General features: G+C 41.4%; 13 protein-coding genes. 2 read left to right on the top strand and 11 right to left on the bottom strand.

The genetic code is table 11. The annotated features are described in order from the left end of the window. Positions 1 to 113 precede the first annotated feature (113 nt). Positions 114 to 1,268, top strand: coding sequence for an IS4 family transposase (locus F907_RS00275; RefSeq protein WP_005003123.1), 1,155 nt, complete (start codon positions 114 to 116; stop codon positions 1,266 to 1,268). A 57-nt stretch (positions 1,269 to 1,325) separates the two neighbouring features. Here F907_RS00275 and dld read toward each other — a convergent pair whose 3' ends face one another. The 4 genes from dld to lldP form a co-directional block, all read right to left on the bottom strand. Continuing rightward, positions 1,326 to 3,032: a D-lactate dehydrogenase gene (dld, locus tag F907_RS00270; RefSeq protein ID WP_016653317.1), complete on the bottom strand. Its 1,707-nt coding sequence runs from the start codon at positions 3,030 to 3,032 to the stop codon at positions 1,326 to 1,328. 315 nt (positions 3,033 to 3,347) lie between these two features. Continuing rightward, a complete protein-coding gene (gene lldD, locus F907_RS00265; RefSeq protein ID WP_016653318.1) occupies positions 3,348 to 4,499 on the bottom strand; it encodes an FMN-dependent L-lactate dehydrogenase LldD in 1,152 nt (383 codons plus the stop codon). Next, on the bottom strand, positions 4,496 to 5,248 hold the full coding sequence (lldR, locus tag F907_RS00260) for a transcriptional regulator LldR (protein WP_016653319.1): 753 nt from the start codon (positions 5,246 to 5,248) through the stop codon (positions 4,496 to 4,498). The genes lldD and lldR overlap by 4 nt, the downstream gene beginning before the upstream one ends. 19 nt (positions 5,249 to 5,267) lie before the next feature. Beyond that, positions 5,268 to 6,935 (bottom strand): L-lactate permease, encoded by a 1,668-nt coding sequence (lldP, locus tag F907_RS00255; protein WP_171068397.1) that lies wholly within the window; start codon positions 6,933 to 6,935, stop codon positions 5,268 to 5,270. 380 nt (positions 6,936 to 7,315) lie between these two features. Here lldP and F907_RS00250 point away from each other — a divergent pair, with 380 nt between their 5' ends. Continuing rightward, positions 7,316 to 8,686, top strand: a complete 1,371-nt coding sequence (locus F907_RS00250) for a phosphohexomutase domain-containing protein (protein WP_016653321.1) — start codon at positions 7,316 to 7,318, stop codon at positions 8,684 to 8,686. Positions 8,687 to 8,737: 51 nt separating this feature from the next. Here the strand turns inward: F907_RS00250 and galE are convergent, their stop codons facing one another. The 7 genes from galE to F907_RS00215 form a co-directional block, all read right to left on the bottom strand. Then, entirely contained in the window at positions 8,738 to 9,754 is a 1,017-nt protein-coding gene (gene galE, locus F907_RS00245) for a UDP-glucose 4-epimerase GalE (RefSeq protein ID WP_016653322.1), read from the bottom strand. Beyond that, the gene (pgi, locus tag F907_RS00240) at positions 9,747 to 11,420 is read right to left on the bottom strand and encodes a glucose-6-phosphate isomerase (RefSeq protein WP_162616990.1); all 1,674 of its coding nucleotides are present in this window, start codon (positions 11,418 to 11,420) and stop codon (positions 9,747 to 9,749) included. The genes galE and pgi overlap by 8 nt, the downstream gene beginning before the upstream one ends. A gap of 2 nt (positions 11,421 to 11,422) precedes the next feature. Continuing rightward, entirely contained in the window at positions 11,423 to 12,682 is a 1,260-nt protein-coding gene (locus tag F907_RS00235; RefSeq protein ID WP_004798031.1) for a nucleotide sugar dehydrogenase, read from the bottom strand. Positions 12,683 to 12,700: 18 nt separating this feature from the next. Further along, positions 12,701 to 13,576, bottom strand: coding sequence for a UTP--glucose-1-phosphate uridylyltransferase GalU (gene galU, locus F907_RS00230; RefSeq protein ID WP_016653324.1), 876 nt, complete (start codon positions 13,574 to 13,576; stop codon positions 12,701 to 12,703). Between the two features lie 21 nt (positions 13,577 to 13,597). Beyond that, positions 13,598 to 14,218 (bottom strand): sugar transferase, encoded by a 621-nt coding sequence (locus F907_RS00225; protein WP_004798029.1) that lies wholly within the window; start codon positions 14,216 to 14,218, stop codon positions 13,598 to 13,600. A gap of 183 nt (positions 14,219 to 14,401) precedes the next feature. Beyond that, positions 14,402 to 15,496 (bottom strand): glycosyltransferase family 4 protein, encoded by a 1,095-nt coding sequence (locus F907_RS00220; protein ID WP_004798028.1) that lies wholly within the window; start codon positions 15,494 to 15,496, stop codon positions 14,402 to 14,404. A 46-nt stretch (positions 15,497 to 15,542) separates the two neighbouring features. After that, entirely contained in the window at positions 15,543 to 16,598 is a 1,056-nt protein-coding gene (locus F907_RS00215) for a glycosyltransferase (RefSeq protein WP_004798027.1), read from the bottom strand. Positions 16,599 to 16,600: the final 2 nt, after the last annotated feature.

The raw sequence follows: 16,600 nt of genomic DNA on the forward strand, positions 1-16,600 counted from the left end.
AAGGCGCTTGAAGCCACTACTGTCCCATAGTTTGCTTTAAATAAAAAAAACCTGAGTCTAAATAGTTAAAATATGAGTGCAAACAAACACTTTAACTATAAAGGAGTCAGGTTTTGTCACATCAGAATACCGTATTTCATCAATTACTCAAACCCATTCTAAGACAAGATTTTGAACGTCTGGCTAAACTACACCACTCTGGGCAAAAATTAAGATCAGCCACCCGCTGGGATCAGTTTGTTGCTATATTGATGTCCCAACTTTCTTGTCGGCAAAGCTTAAGAGACATTCAATCCAATCTCGAATCCCAGCAGGAAAAGCTCTATCATCTTGGCGCGAAGAGAATTGCGCGAAGCACCTTAGCAAGACTCAACGAAGAACAGCCCGCCAGCCTGTATCAGCAATTGTTCACACAGCTGCTTCAGCGCTGTGAAAACTCTAAAACTGCACATAAATTTAGATTCAAAAATCCGCTGTATTCACTAGATGCCAGTCATATTGATCTTTCACTGTCATTGTGCGCATGGGCAAAAGTGCATGAATCCAAAGCCAGTATTAAACTCAGTGTTGGCTTAAATCACAGCAATACCATTCCTGAATTTGTAGCGCTTGGGGATGGTATTGAAAATGATATGGTGCAAGGCAGAGCATTTAAATTTCCTGCTGGCAGCATTATCGTCTTTGATAAAGGATATGTTGATTATCAATGGTTTGCTCAGTTGACACTTCAGAACGTCAGCTTTGTAACCCGGCTACGCCCAAAGACAGTTTATCAAGTTAAATCAAGCCGCAGCGTATTAGAGACTAAAGGGATTATTGCGGATGAATGTATTGAATTGAGCAGTGCGCATGCCAAGAAAAGAGGCGCACCTGAATTATTAAGACGTATAGAGTTTTATGATACAGATAAGAAAAGAACATTCGAATTTCTGAGCAACAACTTTCATCTGGCAGCATCCACCATTGCTGCAATTTATAAAGATCGCTGGAAGATTGAGTTATTCTTTAAAGCCATCAAGCAGAATTTAAAACTGAAGTCATTTCTAGGTCGAAGCCGCAATGCGATACAAACGCAAATATGGATTGCATTAATTGCCTATTTGCTGGTGAACTTCGCTAAACACATGGCACAAGAAGGATGGAGTGTTCAGCGTTTACTGAGAATTATTCAGGTCAATTTATTTGAAAGGAAACTTTTAAGGTCACTCTTTGTGCCTGATAAAAAATGGCGAAAACAAGAAGAACCTCAATTGAGGTTCTTCTTGTGATATTTGTGGGACAGCAGTGGCTTGAAGCGCCTTTTTTATTGCCTGTTTTATTTAAAGTCAGGACTTGGCCTTGCCCCAATACTTCAATTTAGAAGTGTGCCCAATCCCGACATTAAAACAATTATTCGGATCAAGTTTCTGGTAGAAATTGGCCAATGCAGGCTTGGCAATATATAAATGACCGACATTATGCTCGGCTGGATATTCAGCACGGCGTGCATCCAACAAATGCCACATCTGATGTTCCATCGCTAAAGGATCATTGCCTTTTTTAAGAATGTAATCCTGATGAAAGACATGACAGAAAAAGTGCCCATAATAGAGCTTATGTATGATCTGTTGTTCCATTTCCACAGGCAATTGCTCGACCCATTCACGATCATTGCGGCGTAAAGCGATGTCTAGTGCCACAATATCTTCAACCTCATCCCGATGGGTATCACGATAACGAATTGCGGCACCTGCCACGGCAAAACGATGCAAAAAGGCTTTACGCCCTTCATCCGCATCGCAAAGGAAGAAATTACCTGAGGTATGCACTGCAAAATAGTCTTGTAAAAATTGCTCGGTCTGGGCTTTGCAATTATTTTCAACGCGTAACATCAGATGATGTTCATAACGATCACGATATTCGGTCATCCGTTTGGGTAAATGACTCGGTAACAAGGCCGTGACCGCTTGTAAAAGATGATCGGTCAGCCCTTTGATTTTAAATTTTTCTAAAAAGCCATCGACCTTGTCTTTCAGTGCAAAAGCTTTCGGTACATTGGCTGTACCAAATTTCTCAATAAACAAGAAGGTATCTTTGCCATATTTTTCGCCAATATGATAAGCATCGCGGTGAATATATTCCCCTGCAATCGGCAAGCTTGGCAATGAAGTCAGTAAATAACGACGAATCGCGGTTAGATCATCGGCATCATTTGTACCAATATAAAATACACTGCTCTCTACCTTCTCGTAGGTATCCAGACGCACTGCAAATACGCAAACTTTTCCTGCCGAACCTGAGGCTTCAAACAAACGTGATGGATCGGCATTAAAACGTGCAGGGCTATCGGCATCGACTTGGGTGACATCTTGGGCATAACGCTGATCGGATGCCTGTTTTTCTGCATCATCCAAAATATCTGTGGCTTGATATTGCTGCTGCTCTAAACGGGTCAGGATTTCTTCTGGCGTTGCGCCCAAGTTCACACCCAGATGATTCACCAATTCCAGCTGACCTTGGGCATTGACCTGCGCATATAGTGCCAACTCCGTATAAGCAGGCCCACGGCGTACCAAGGCACCACCTGAATTGTTACACACCCCACCCAATACCGAAGCACCAATGCAGGAAGAACCAATCACCGAATGTGGTTCACGATCATAGCCTTTCAGGATTTGTTCCAGATTGTCCAAGGTCGCCCCTGGTAAACAAATTACCTGCTGACCCTCATGAATCACTTGAATGCCTTTTAAACGGCGCGTACTCATCACCAACACAGGGCGGTCATAATCATCACCATAGGGGGTTGAACCACCCGTCAGCCCCGTATTGGCCGCTTGCATAATGACGATACAATCCGCGTCAATTGCCGCTTGCAGCACCTGCCATTGTTCCAGCAAGGTGCCAGGGATCACCACTGCAAACACTTTACCCTCACCAAAACGACGACCTTGCCGATACTGGCGGGTACTTTGATCATCGCTCAGTACATGTTGCCGCCCAACAATCTGCTGTAAACGACCAATCACTGCTTTGGGAGAAAATATTTGCATGATGGCTCCTTTGGATCATCCATTTATAAAACTAGACCAACACGGCAGAATCTTAGTATTTGTCATTCGAGTAGCTCATTCTTCAATATGAATCAGCCCTGTATTTAATATCACGGTTGGCGGCAAGGATGCCGCCTATTCCGATGCGGTAGCAGGGAAGTACTGTCATCTGAATAGAGGATTTTTGGTTACTTTTAATCCTTCAAAAGTGACAAACACCTCTACACAAGAAACAGGCAAGTCAACCAATGATGAGGCCGTGCCTAAAGCGGAGATCATAGCTTTATCTCGCTTGAAATACGTCAGGCCTACCCGCTACACACCCAATTTACTTGCCTGTACCAAACAATCCGCATTAATCTCCTGAATCGACTTAGCCCCTGTTAAGGTCATCGCCACACGCATTTCCTTCTCAATCAAATCCAGCAAATTCGATACCCCTTGCCCACCTGCTGCCGCCAAGGCATAAACAAAGGCACGGCCCAATAACACCGTATCCGCCCCAAGTGCCAACATCCGCACCACATCCAGACCATTACGAATACCTGAATCTGCCAAAATTGCCAGATCACCCTTCACCGCATCAGCTATCGCAGGCAAAGCCCGTGCAGAAGACAGCACCCCATCCAGTTGCCGCCCACCATGATTGGAGACCACGATGCCATCGGCACCAAAACGCACTGCATCTTTGGCATCTTCAGGATCCAGAATGCCCTTAATCACCATCGGGCCATCCCAAAACTCACGAATCCACTCCAGATCTTTCCATGAAATCGACGGATCGAAATTAGAACCCAGCCAGCCGATATAATCTTCAAGCCCAGTCGGTTTACCTAAGTATTTCGAGATATTGCCCAAGTCATGCGGACGACCACACATCCCGACATTCCATGCCCAATGCGGATGAAACATAGACTGCATATAACGACGCATCGCCGCATTTGGACCACTCATACCTGAATGCGCATCGCGATAGCGCGCACCCGGCACTGGCATATCCACGGTAAACACTAGTGTTGAACAACCTGCCGCCTTGGCACGTTCCAAGGCATTACGCATAAAGCCACGATCACGCAACACATAGAGCTGGAACCACATTGGACGCTGAATTGCAGGTGCAACTTCCTCAATCGGACAGACTGAAACCGTCGATAAGGTAAATGGAATCCCTTTTTGATCTGCTGCCACTGCCGCCTGAACTTCACCGCGACGTGCGTACATACCGGTTAAACCCACAGGTGCCAATGCCACAGGCATCGACAAGGTTTCATTAAACAGTTTGGTTTCCAGACTCAATGCCGACATATCATTCAGCACCCGTTGACGCAGGGCGATATCAGAAAGATCCTGCACATTGCGCTTTAAGGTATGTTCTGAATAGGCACCACCGTCGATATAGTGAAATAAAAAGGGCGGTAGCCGACGCTGTGCCGCAGCACGATAATCATTGCCAGAAGAAATAATCATTTTGAGTCCACTCTCGTTAAACGTGTTGCACGTTTCTGGCGCGCTTCATCTTCGCCCAGAGCACGTACATGATTAATCACAAATTCAATATGCCCACACACCGCTTGGCGTGCAGCTTCGGGATCTTGACGATCAATCGCATCCATCACCTGAAAATGCTGCTCGCTGAGCAAGTCACCATTGACAGGGTGGTTATAAACTTTGTTACGCCCAAGCAAGACGTTGTATTGCAGCAAGTCAAACAGACTACGCATCATTTGGATCAGCACAATATTGTGTGAAGCCTCGGCAATCGCCAGATGAAATTCTGCATCCGCCACCGCCGCTCGAGCTGAATCGCCTGCATTTTGATAACGGCTGATCTCATCAAAACAATGATGAATTTTGGCACGGTCTTCAGCAGTTGAACGCAATGCGGCGTACCATGCCGTGCCGCCTTCAAGCAACAAACGCGCTTCCTGTACATCAAAGCGGTACAGTGGATCTTCTTCAATCAAATGACTGATCGGATTGACGATGAGCTGTTGCGGCCACTGCTCGGGTAATTGTTGGATATAGGTCCCATCACCACGGCGGCTACTGAGCACGCCCTGACTATTCAACTGTTGGATCGCTTCACGCAAGGATGGACGAGATACGCCCAAGCTGGTCGCCAGTTGACGCTCGGCAGGTAAGCGATCACCTTGTTTCATCTGGCGTTGCTCAATGAGTGCCTGTAATTTCATGACCACTTGATCGGAGATTCTCATCACATTTCCTTGATTAGCGTTATGGAATCATCCACGGCACCAGATAAGCCTGAACCGTGACGATGATGCCGACAAAGACAGTAAATATGATGCTATGTTTTACCGTGAAACGAAACAAGTCCGATTCTTTTCCAACCAAACCCACCGCGGCACAGGCGATCGCAATCGATTGCGGTGAAATCATCTTGCCGGTTACGCCTCCACTGGTATTGGCAGCCACCAGTAACACTTCTGGAATACCAATTTGCTGCGCTGTGGTGGCTTGCAATGCAGAGAACAAGGCATTGGATGAGGTATCGGAACCGGTCAGGAAGACACCCAGCCAACCCAAAAATGGTGAGAAAAAAGTAAAGGCATGCCCTGTATGCGATAACGCTAAAGCCAAGGTCGCAGACAGGCCTGAGTAATTGGCAATAAAGGCAAAGGCCAATACCATGCCAATCGAATAAATCGGGGTTTTTAGCTCATTTAAAGTTTCCGCAAAAGTACTGACCGCCTCACGGGTTTTCATTTTCAGAAAAATGATGGTGATAATGGCCGCAATAAAAATAGCTGTACCTGTCGCTGAGAACCAATCAAATTTATAGATCGCTTCATAAGCGGTGGTTTCGGGCACAATCGGCGCCATTTTTTCCACCAGTTTATGCAGGTACGGGACTTCGATTTTAAACATCCAGTCCGCCAAGGCACCGTTTTTGGCAAACAGCGCTTTAAATGGTTTCACACTCCAAATGGTCACCATCACGGTCAAAATCATAAACGGCGACCATGCTTTGGCAATCTGGGCAATGCTATAGCGCTGTTGTGATGAGGCCGCATGACTGGCGGCTTGTTCATCGGTCATATCAAAACGGAAAATATGTTTCGGTTTCCAAACACGGAATAGCAAGGTCAGGCTGGCCAATGAAGCAATCGCAGCGGTAATATCAGGCAGTTCGGGTCCCAGAAAATTCGAGGTCAGATATTGCGCAATGGCAAAAGCACTACCACCGACCAGTACAGCTGGCCACGTTTCTTTCACACCACGCCAACCGTCCATGATCGCCATAATCCAGAACAGCACAATGATGGTTAAAAAAGGCAATTGGCGACCGACCATCTGGCTGATTTCCATGGTATCAACACCCGAAACCTGCCCTGCCACAATAATTGGAATCCCCATCGCACCAAAGGCCACAGGTGCCGTATTCACAATCAGACAAAGACCCGCAGCATATAGCGGTTTAAAACCTAAACCGACCAACAGGGCTGCGGTAATCGCCACAGGTGCACCAAAACCTGCCGCACCTTCTAAAAAAGTACCAAAAGCAAAACCGACCAAGAGCATCTGTAGGCGCTGATCTTCGGTAATCGATAAAATACTGGAGCGAATCACATCAAACTGCCCAGTTTTGACTGAAATTTTATACAGAAATACCGCCCCGATAATGATCCACGAAATCGGCCACAAACCGTAAAAAAAACCGTAAACAACAGAAGCAAATGCCATTTCAGCTGGCATTTGATAAAAAAACAATGCAATCAGCAAGGCAATGATCACGGTACAGGTTCCCGCGACACTGCCTTTCATACGAAAGACCGCCAAAGCCAAAAAGAAGAAAATAATCGGGATCAGCGCAACGGCACTGGATAACCAAATATTATTCAAAGGATCATAAAGTTGTTGCCACACATTAAGCATTCTCATCTCCTTGAAATGCTGGGCGCTATTTTGTTTTCACTTCGAGACAAAACATCATCACGAATATTGGTATGACCAATATAAATTTTATTGGCAAAATTTATCCATTTCCACAAGTTGCTTATCTTAATTACATGAATTATCAGGCGCAACCACCAATCACTCATCAATATTGGTAAGACCAATAATAATTAAAATCAAATCAATCCTTTTCTGATGCTGTGGGCTTTCAGCATTCGACTAAAGTCTGATAAAAAATATCCCGAGCAGTATTCCATTGGTGTACTTCGGGTTACCAATCGCGAAAGACAAAACTATAAATATGACTTTTAGACGATATCTGTATAATCTGTTCACAACTCAAAACAGCAATTGAATTGAACAATATGACGCAACTGACTTGCTTTAAAGCCTACGATATTCGTGGCAAACTCGGCACAGAACTGAATGAAGAGATTGCCTATAACATTGGTCGTGCCTATGGACAAATCTATCAACCAAAAACCGTGGTGATCGGTTGTGATATCCGCTTAAGCAGTGAAGGCCTAAAACAGTCAACCATTCAGGGTCTAAATGATGCAGGGGTGAATGTACTTGATCTCGGTATGACAGGGACGGAGGAAGTCTATTTCGCTGCCTTCCATTTGGATGTACAAGGTGGTATTGAAGTGACTGCCAGCCATAATCCGATGGATTATAATGGGATGAAGTTGGTGCGTGAGAATGCACGTCCAATCAGTGCAGAGACGGGTTTAAAAGAGATTCAAGCACTGGCGGAATCTGGACAATTCGCAGAAGTTGCCGAAAAAGGTACAACGCAAAACTATAATATTTTACCTGAATTCATTGAGCACCTTCTGACCTATATTGATCCACAGAAAATCAAACCGCTTAAACTGGTCGTGAATGCGGGCAACGGTGCAGCAGGTCATGTCATTGATGCCATCGAACAAAAATTCCAACAACTGAACATTCCCGTTGAGTTCATTAAAATTCACCATGAAGCCGATGGCACTTTCCCGAATGGTATTCCGAACCCAATCCTCATTGAAAACCGAGATAGTACCCGTGATGCCGTACTTCAGCATCAAGCCGATATGGGCATTGCCTGGGATGGCGACTTTGACCGTTGCTTCCTGTTTGATGAAAAAGGGCAATTTATCGAAGGTTATTACATCGTTGGTTTATTGGCACAGGCCTTCCTGATCAAACAGGCTGGTGAAAAAATTGTGCATGACCCACGTTTGGTCTGGAATACCTTTGACATCGTCGATCAATACCAAGGCATCGCAGTACAATCTAAATCAGGACATGCGTTTATTAAGGATGTCATGCGTGAACACAATGCCGTGTATGGCGGGGAAATGAGTGCCCATCACTATTTCCGTGATTTTGCTTACTGTGATAGTGGCATGATTCCTTGGTTGCTCGCCATCGCTTTGCTCTCAGAAACGGGACAATCACTTTCAACATTGGTTGAAAACATGATTGCCAAATTCCCATGCAGCGGTGAAATCAACTTTAAAGTGGCAGACGCGCAAAAGACTGTACAAAAAATCTTTGACCATTATGCCGACCAAAATCCGCAGGTCGATCGTACTGATGGCGTCAGCCTTGATTTTGGCGCATGGCGTTTAAATGTTCGTGCTTCGAATACTGAGCCATTATTGCGCTTAAATATTGAGAGCCGCGCCGATCAAAATCCGCAACCGATGCAGCATTATGTTGATGAATTAACTGGGTTAATTCAGGGTTAATTCAGCCCAATAAAAAAGGAGTATATTGCTCCTTTTTTATTGTTTTGCTATTCAGTTAAAGCCGTTGGGATTCTGCTTCTGCCAATTCCAACTATCCGCCAGCATATCTTCCAAGGTATATTGAGGCTGCCAACCCAACTCTGCTATTGCACGTGCATTATCGGCAAATGACGTTGCCACATCGCCTGCACGACGGGGTGCAAATTCAAATGCAACAGGCACACCATTGATTTGCTCAAAGGTGTTTTTGACTTGTAATACAGATGAGCCATTGCCCGTCCCAATGTTCCAAGCACGACAGCCTTGTGTCGATAAGCGATTATTCAAAGCACACAGATGAGCATTCGCCAGATCCACCACATGGATATAATCACGAACACCAGTCCCATCTACCGTGTCATAATCATTGCCATAAATTGCCAGCTTTTCACGACGACCGACTGCGACTTGTGTTACATAAGGCATTAAGTTATTTGGGATTCCTTGCGGATCTTCACCAATTTGACCGCTTTTATGCGCACCGACAGGGTTAAAATAACGAAGTAAAGCAATCGACCAACGCGAGTCTGCCTGTGCCAGTTTTTGCAGCATTTGCTCGACAATCAGTTTGGTATAACCATAATTGTTATTTGGCATACCTGTTGGCATCTCTTCATTTAACGGAGAACTATTGGCTTCATCATATACCGTTGCAGATGAACTAAATACCAAGTTAAATACGCCAGCACGTTCCATCGCCTTGACCAATTGAGCACTGCCAGCAATGTTATTATCAAAATAAGTCAATGGAACCTGTTGACTTTCACCGACAGCTTTGAGACCTGCAAAATGAATGACCGCATCAATAGAATAGTCCTGAAAGACCTGATCTAAAGCATCCTGATTACGAATATCACCCTTCACAAAAACCAGTGTTTTATTCGCTAACTGTTGTACACGAATTAGTGACTCTTCACAGCTATTCGAGAGATTGTCAAAAACAATAACCTCATGACCTGCATGAAGTAATTCTAAGCAGGTATGTGAACCGATATAACCTGCTCCACCAGTCACTAAGATCTTAGCCATTTGTCTTTCCCAATAATATTTTAAGTAGACCTTGTGTCGATGTATCAAAACTAGATACATCATCCTGCTCACGATTTAAAATCGGCAAAAGTTGATTGGCAATCTCTTTACCTTTTTCAACCCCCCATTGGTCAAAGGGATTAATATTCCAGAGTACCGATTGCACGAATACTTTATGTTCATACATCGCAATCAGCATGCCTAAACTATAAGGATTTAGTTCTTTGAGTAAAATGGTTGAACTCGGTTGATTACCTTCATATTGCTTATAAGCTGGTAAATCTTTTAGCTCATCTGCTGCAAGCGCTTGATTACCAAAAGCCAATAAGCGCGACTGCGCCAAACAATTTGATAAGGCCAAATGATGCTGCTCAATCAAGGCCTCTGCGCTTTCGGCATAGGTAAATTGGTTCGCATTATAACGTTTTACAGGGGCAATAAAGTCACAACTGACCGAATGGGTACCTTGATGAAGCAACTGATAAAAGGCATGTTGTGCATTTGGCCCTACCTCACCCCAAACAATTGGACAAGTCGCTGTATTGACCTTTTCCCCATTACGTTGAATGGATTTACCATTCGATTCCATTTCCAGCTGCTGCAAATAAGCCGCGAAATATTTAAGCCGGCCATCATAGGGCAATACAGCGTGGGTCTGAATATCAAGAAAATTATTATTCCACGCGCCTAATAGCCCCATCAGGACAGGAATATTCTGCTGAAATGGTGCGGTCTGGAAATGCTGATCAATAGCATGCGCTCCTGCAAGTAGTTGCTTAAAGCCCTCAACACCGATGGTCAGTGCGATTGGTAAACCAATACATGACCATAGTGAATAACGACCACCAACCCAATCCCATAGCAATAGCTGCTTATCAGCAGCAATGCCCCATTCCGTCATTTTTTCAGGTTTGGTCGAGACCCCGATAAAATGGTTTTGCAGGATCTTGTCATTATGGCCCAATGCCTTTTCTAGCCATTGACGTACTGTTTGTGCATTAGACAGAGTATCAATGGTACCAAAGGACTTTGACGAGATAATAAATAAGGTAGTTTCAGGTCGAAGCTGGTGTAGCAATTCAGATAGCTGACTACCGTCCATGGTTGAAACGAAATGTACATCTAGAGGTTTTGTAGTCGCGACCTTAAAGTCGGAGAGTGCATGCGTCACCATTAACGGGCCGAGATCAGAGCCACCCACACCAATATTCACCACATCTTGAATCACCTCACCCGTCGCACCACGATACTGCCCTGCATGGATTTTATCCACCAAGGCATACATAAGTTCTAACTGCTGCTGTACCGGATGATTCACTTCAGTAAAATCTGGACTCGATTGGGGTAAGCGTAAAGCCCAATGCATTGCTGCGCGGTGTTCAGTATAATTAATCGGTTCAGATGAAAAGAGCTTTTTGATCCATTGTTTTAAGTCTTGGGCCTGTGCCAAGTCAACCAAACCATTTAAAATAGTTTGATCAATCCGATGCTTACTAAAGTCTAAGACAATTTGATCACATTCAACTGAAAAACGTTTAAAACGTGCAGGATCTTCCGCGAATAATCCTTTTAGATGAGTGCCTTTAAATTGCTGTTGCAAAGATGATAAATGCTCCATCACAGAGGCACGCTCTTTTACTGCAAAGGGTTGAATCTGCTTAATCATCATTAACGTCCCACCCCCATATACGCAAAGCCTTGCGCTTTAACATAATCTGGATCATAAATATTGCGACCATCCAGAATTAATGGATGTGCCATCAACTGTTCAAGCTGCTTAAACTCTGGGCTCCAGTACTGTTTCCATGCAGTCAGCACGCAAAGACCATGCACATTCTTGACCGCATCATATTGATCTTCACAAAGAATCAGATTATCGCGTTGCCCATACATCTGTTTTATTTCATCTAAAGCTTGCGGATCATGAAGATGAACCGTTACCCCTTGTGCCCAAAGCGCTGCAAGCATTTGATGAATTGGGGACTGCTGAATACTTGAGGTATTTTCCTTAAAAGAAGCACCCCAAATTGCAACAGATTTCCCTTGCAAATCACCATGGTAATAATTCCATAGTTTACGAAACAGGATTTCTTTCTGTTGCTCATTAATTTCCCAGACTTGACCCAGCAACTGGCTTTTTACCCCAGTATTTGCCACCGTATTGGAAAGCGTCAAAATATCATGAGAAAAGTTTTCACCACCAAAACCAGCACCTGGCGCTAAATAAGCTGAACCAATACGGCTATCAGCGGCCATACCCTGACGCACTGAAGCAATATCAATACCGAGTTTCTCAGCAACAACAGCCAGATCATTAATATAGCTAATGCGTGTTGCCAACATTCCTGAAATACTGAGTTTAGTAAATTCCGCATCTAAAATCGGCATAAACAGATATTGTTGTTCCAAAGGAAAGAAAGGTCTAAGCAATTCTTTTACTTTAACCTGAACGTCCGTCTGGATACATCCGACAATGAGTTGTTTAGCTTGAGTTAAACTATGTAGAGCATTTCCTTCTTGAATCGTATCTGGCAAATAGACCCAATCATCCTCAGATAGAATCTGCTTAAAACGCTCTGTGCCATGCAAACCAAAGGTTGAAGCATTAATCATGAGTTTGGGATGAATAATCGGTCGTTGTTTTAACGCCTGTAAGAGTTGAAAAACTTGTTGTTCTTGTGTCTGATTAAAACTAAAGAGATAAGCATCAATATCGAGAGGGATACCATCCAAAGCGCGATAACTCAAAAAACCAGTACTTAATTGCTTCTCTAATAGCTGGCTGACATGCTCATCATGAAATGAATATTGTTGCCCTTCTACAGCTTTATCTAGTTGTGAACACCAATAAACAAAGTGCCCAGATTCAGACAATAATGCAGACATGACGCCTGCATATAAAGTATTACCAAAAATTGCAACTTTCATTAACATTTGCTCCCCAATCTAGAGAACCAATTCGTGGATTAAGCTCTTAAAATCTTCGCCTAGTTTTGGATGTTCAATACCATAGTGTAATACAGCTTTTAGATAGCCCAGCTTACTACCACAGTCAAAGGTCTGTCCCTTCATCCGATACGCTTCAACCACTTCCGATTGCTGCAATGCTGCAATCGCATCAGTGAGCTGAATTTCATTTCCCGCTCCACGTGGGGTTTGTTCTAGAAGTTCCATAATCTGGGCAGGCAGAATATAACGACCGACAACAGACAAATTTGAAGGTGCTGTCCCTACAGCAGGTTTTTCTACAATACCCTGCATGACGATACTTTCACCTTCATTTGGAGAAACAGCCACATCTACAATGCCATACTGGTCAACCAAATGGTCTGGCACGGCCTCAACCATAATCTGTGCAGCCTGAGATTGATCAAACCGTTGAATCATCAAGGATAAATCATTTTTATGGCTTTTATTTTTTACGAGTACATCTGGTAATAACACAGCAAAGGCTTCATCACCGACAATATCTTTAGCACAAAGTACCGCATGTCCAAGCCCTAAAGGTTGTGGTTGACGTACACTCACGACACTGACATGTTTTGGCAAGATATCAGTAATTTCTTTAAGTAGATCAAATTTCTTTTTTTGTTCTAAAGTTGTTTCCAACTCAAAATTACGATCGAAATAATTCTCAATAGATGCTTTAGATGAGTGTGTTACGAGAATAATTTGTTCAATGCCTGCTTCCACTGCTTCACGTACAACATATTCAATCGCTGGGCGGTCAACAACAGTGACCATTTCCTTAGGAATAGATTTACTCGCAGGTAAAAAACGAGTTCCAAGCCCTGCAACAGGCAAAATAGCTTTTTTGATCATTACAATTTCTTTCAAACTAAGTTATTGGTGTGTAGATTTACGACCTGATTGTTCAGAACCGGAGAACCGGCTTGCTCCGATCGCTTGGTCTGGTGAGTCTATACCTTCTTTTTTCAACATGACTTCAACAGTTTTAAACATAATTTTAAAGTCAAAAAAAACCGAATGGCTTTCAACATATTCAACATCCAGATCAAATTTTTCTTCCCAAGACAAATTGTTTCGACCACTCACTTGCGCAAGTCCAGTCATCCCTGGTTTGACTTCATGCCGACGCATCTGATGGGGGGTGTAATGTTCTACAAACTCAGGGAGTTGTGGGCGAGGACCAACAATACTCATATCCCCTTTAATCACATTTAGTAGCTGTGGCATTTCATCTAGACTTGTTGATCTAAGTTTTTTACCAAATGGTGTAATCCTAAGTTCATCAGCTAAAGGTTTGCCTTCTTTATCAACAGCATGCCTCATAGATCTGAACTTAATCATTTTAAAAAGCTTTCCATCTTTCCCTGGTCGATCCTGATAAAAAAAGATAGGAGAACCTAAATGTTTACGGACTTTAAAAGCAACCAAAAGAAATACTGGAGACAGTAATACAAGTGCTATTGATGCAATGACTATATCGATAAGTCTTTTCATTTGTATCTTCTAAGCCTTTTCACTAGGATGCGAGCCAATTTTATACTTTAAACAATCTGATTAGCTGTTAATCATTATAGTATAGCAATTCTTGTATTCTTAATCACTATTAAACTAATATGTTATGCATAGTTGATAGGACTATCATTGATATTTATAAATATCTCTCAAAAATTAAAAGCGTCATTTCTGAAAGTAAATCGTTCTATAGTCGCTAACCATCCGATCAACTGTAAACTCCCTTGTTACATATGAATATGCTTTTTCACCATATTCATATACTAAATCTCTATTATTAATACAAAAAAGCATTTTTTCTTTAAGTTCTATCGCATTTCCACTATACAATAAGCCTGATTCATTATCTAGCACAACCTCAGGAATTCCTTCAACATTCTTAGCAATCGATGGAATCTTGAAAAAAGCTGCCTCGCAGAAAACCAAACCAAAAGCCTCCCATAAAGATGGCTGACATAGGATATCAACTGTGTTTAGAAAACTACTTTTATCACAAACCCATCCATACATTATGACATTACTCTCTAATTTATATTTTTTTAACAAATCTTCACAATCTTTCCTTAACTCACCATCTCCAGCGATAGTAAATTGAAATCGGCTAATATCAACTTCTTTAGATAATAAATATATAGCCTCAATGAATTCTAAAGGATTCTTTTGAATGTCCAATCTACCAAAAAAAGCAAAATGTATTTTCTCATTGATTTTTTTGGTAATTAAGGGTTTTAATTTCGAAAAATCACAACCATTATAAATAGTAATTGTTTCTACAAGTGGATAAAATTTTCTATAGTGCTTATTAACTGATAAATTATAATCTCCAAATAGTGTTGCAAAATTCTCAAACAAATAATATGCCAATCTTATAAAAGGATTTACATTATTATGGAAAGCTATCCCATGCACAGTATGAATTATTTTTTTTGTTCCAGCTAACTTTGCTGCAATTCTTGCAAAAATTCCTGGTTTTGTTGAATTGGTATGAATCACATCGAAATTATACTTCTTAAAAATTTTATACAAATCAGAAATGACTATAAAATCATGAAAACCAAGCTCACGTTTAAGTGATGAAACAGTGATAATAGAAACACCTAACTCATTAAATTTATTAATAAAATCATCACTTTCACCAGTAAAGTCAGCACAAATCACATACAAATCATGTCCTTCTAAAGCTAATGAAGACAATATTTCATAGGAAATTTGTTGAGCCCCAGACATAATTGGCTTTACTTGCACATGAGCAATTTTCATAAAAATTCGATTTCCATAATATTAACAAATAAAAAATATAAAAAAATCAACTATCGTGAAATAGTTCTATCCACAATTTAGCTATTTTTTCAGGATGATAATTCTTTATTAACGCCAAATTTTCATCAGAATGCATTTTACGTAGATCAACATTAGAACATATTGTTTTTAGGTGACTTGCATAAGAATCAATATTGTATTCAGAAACAATTTGAGTGTTTTCTGGTCCAAGAATTTCTTTTGCGCCCGTTGGAAAGTCGCTGACTAACACCGGTAAACCATAGTTCATTCCTTCTAATAGTACCATTGGGAATGCTTCAAACCTACTAGTCATACATAATAAAGAAGAGTTCCTATAGTATTTTTCAATATCTTTTGAAAATTTATAAATTTTAACATAACTATCTAAACCATGTAATTTTATTGTTTCATTAATTAATCGATGTTCAGAACCCTCACCTATTATCTCTAGAGTCCACCCATTTTCGTAGACTCTTGAAAGCTTAAAAGCATCAACTAAAAACTTTAAATTTTTTTGATATTCAAGCCTTCCCACAGCAATAATTTTGTTAGTATTTTCTTTATATTCACTTTCAACTGGATAAATAAAATTAGGTATAACAACAGTATCTATACCATCATTTTTAAATTTTCTTTCATCAGTTTTTGTTAGGCAAACTAATTTTACACCTGCTTGTTTATAAAAAAATTTCCTAAAAATATTTCTTATGCCTTTATGATAACCATACTCTATATGCTCACAAACAATTGATTTACATTGATACTTCCTTGAAAGAATAATATTTAAAATATTTAAATCATAAGAAAATGTTACCACAAAGTCTTTTGAAGTCAGCTTAATATTTTTCATTAATGCTTGTAAGTACCTCATTCTATGAGATAACTTATTAAATTTACCAGACGTTGGAAAGTCTGAAATATTTAAAGATTTAATATTTAAATTATCATATCCATTAAAAGCCACCAACGTTGTTCCTGGAACAATAATAACTACGTCTTTTAATATCGTAGCTAATTGTAAAATCACTCTCTCAGTACCACCCATTCGATGAATACCATTGGTTACAAAATATATAGTCATAG

Origin of the sequence: Acinetobacter colistiniresistens (assembly GCF_000413935.1) — a bacterium.
GTDB lineage: Bacteria > Pseudomonadota > Gammaproteobacteria > Pseudomonadales > Moraxellaceae > Acinetobacter > Acinetobacter colistiniresistens.

Coding starts and splice junctions, on each gene's coding strand:
- dld (WP_016653317.1), bottom strand. CDS start 3,032: ATGCAAATATTTTCTCCCAAAGCAGTGATTGGTCGTTTACAGCAGATT.
- lldD (WP_016653318.1), bottom strand. CDS start 4,499: ATGATTATTTCTTCTGGCAATGATTATCGTGCTGCGGCACAGCGTCGG.
- lldR (WP_016653319.1), bottom strand. CDS start 5,248: ATGAGAATCTCCGATCAAGTGGTCATGAAATTACAGGCACTCATTGAG.
- lldP (WP_171068397.1), bottom strand. CDS start 6,935: ATGAGAATGCTTAATGTGTGGCAACAACTTTATGATCCTTTGAATAAT.
- F907_RS00250 (WP_016653321.1), top strand. CDS start 7,316: ATGACGCAACTGACTTGCTTTAAAGCCTACGATATTCGTGGCAAACTC.
- galE (WP_016653322.1), bottom strand. CDS start 9,754: ATGGCTAAGATCTTAGTGACTGGTGGAGCAGGTTATATCGGTTCACAT.
- pgi (WP_162616990.1), bottom strand. CDS start 11,420: ATGATTAAGCAGATTCAACCCTTTGCAGTAAAAGAGCGTGCCTCTGTG.
- F907_RS00235 (WP_004798031.1), bottom strand. CDS start 12,682: ATGAAAGTTGCAATTTTTGGTAATACTTTATATGCAGGCGTCATGTCT.
- galU (WP_016653324.1), bottom strand. CDS start 13,576: ATGATCAAAAAAGCTATTTTGCCTGTTGCAGGGCTTGGAACTCGTTTT.
- F907_RS00225 (WP_004798029.1), bottom strand. CDS start 14,218: ATGAAAAGACTTATCGATATAGTCATTGCATCAATAGCACTTGTATTA.
- F907_RS00220 (WP_004798028.1), bottom strand. CDS start 15,496: ATGAAAATTGCTCATGTGCAAGTAAAGCCAATTATGTCTGGGGCTCAA.
- F907_RS00215 (WP_004798027.1), bottom strand. CDS start 16,598: ATGACTATATATTTTGTAACCAATGGTATTCATCGAATGGGTGGTACT.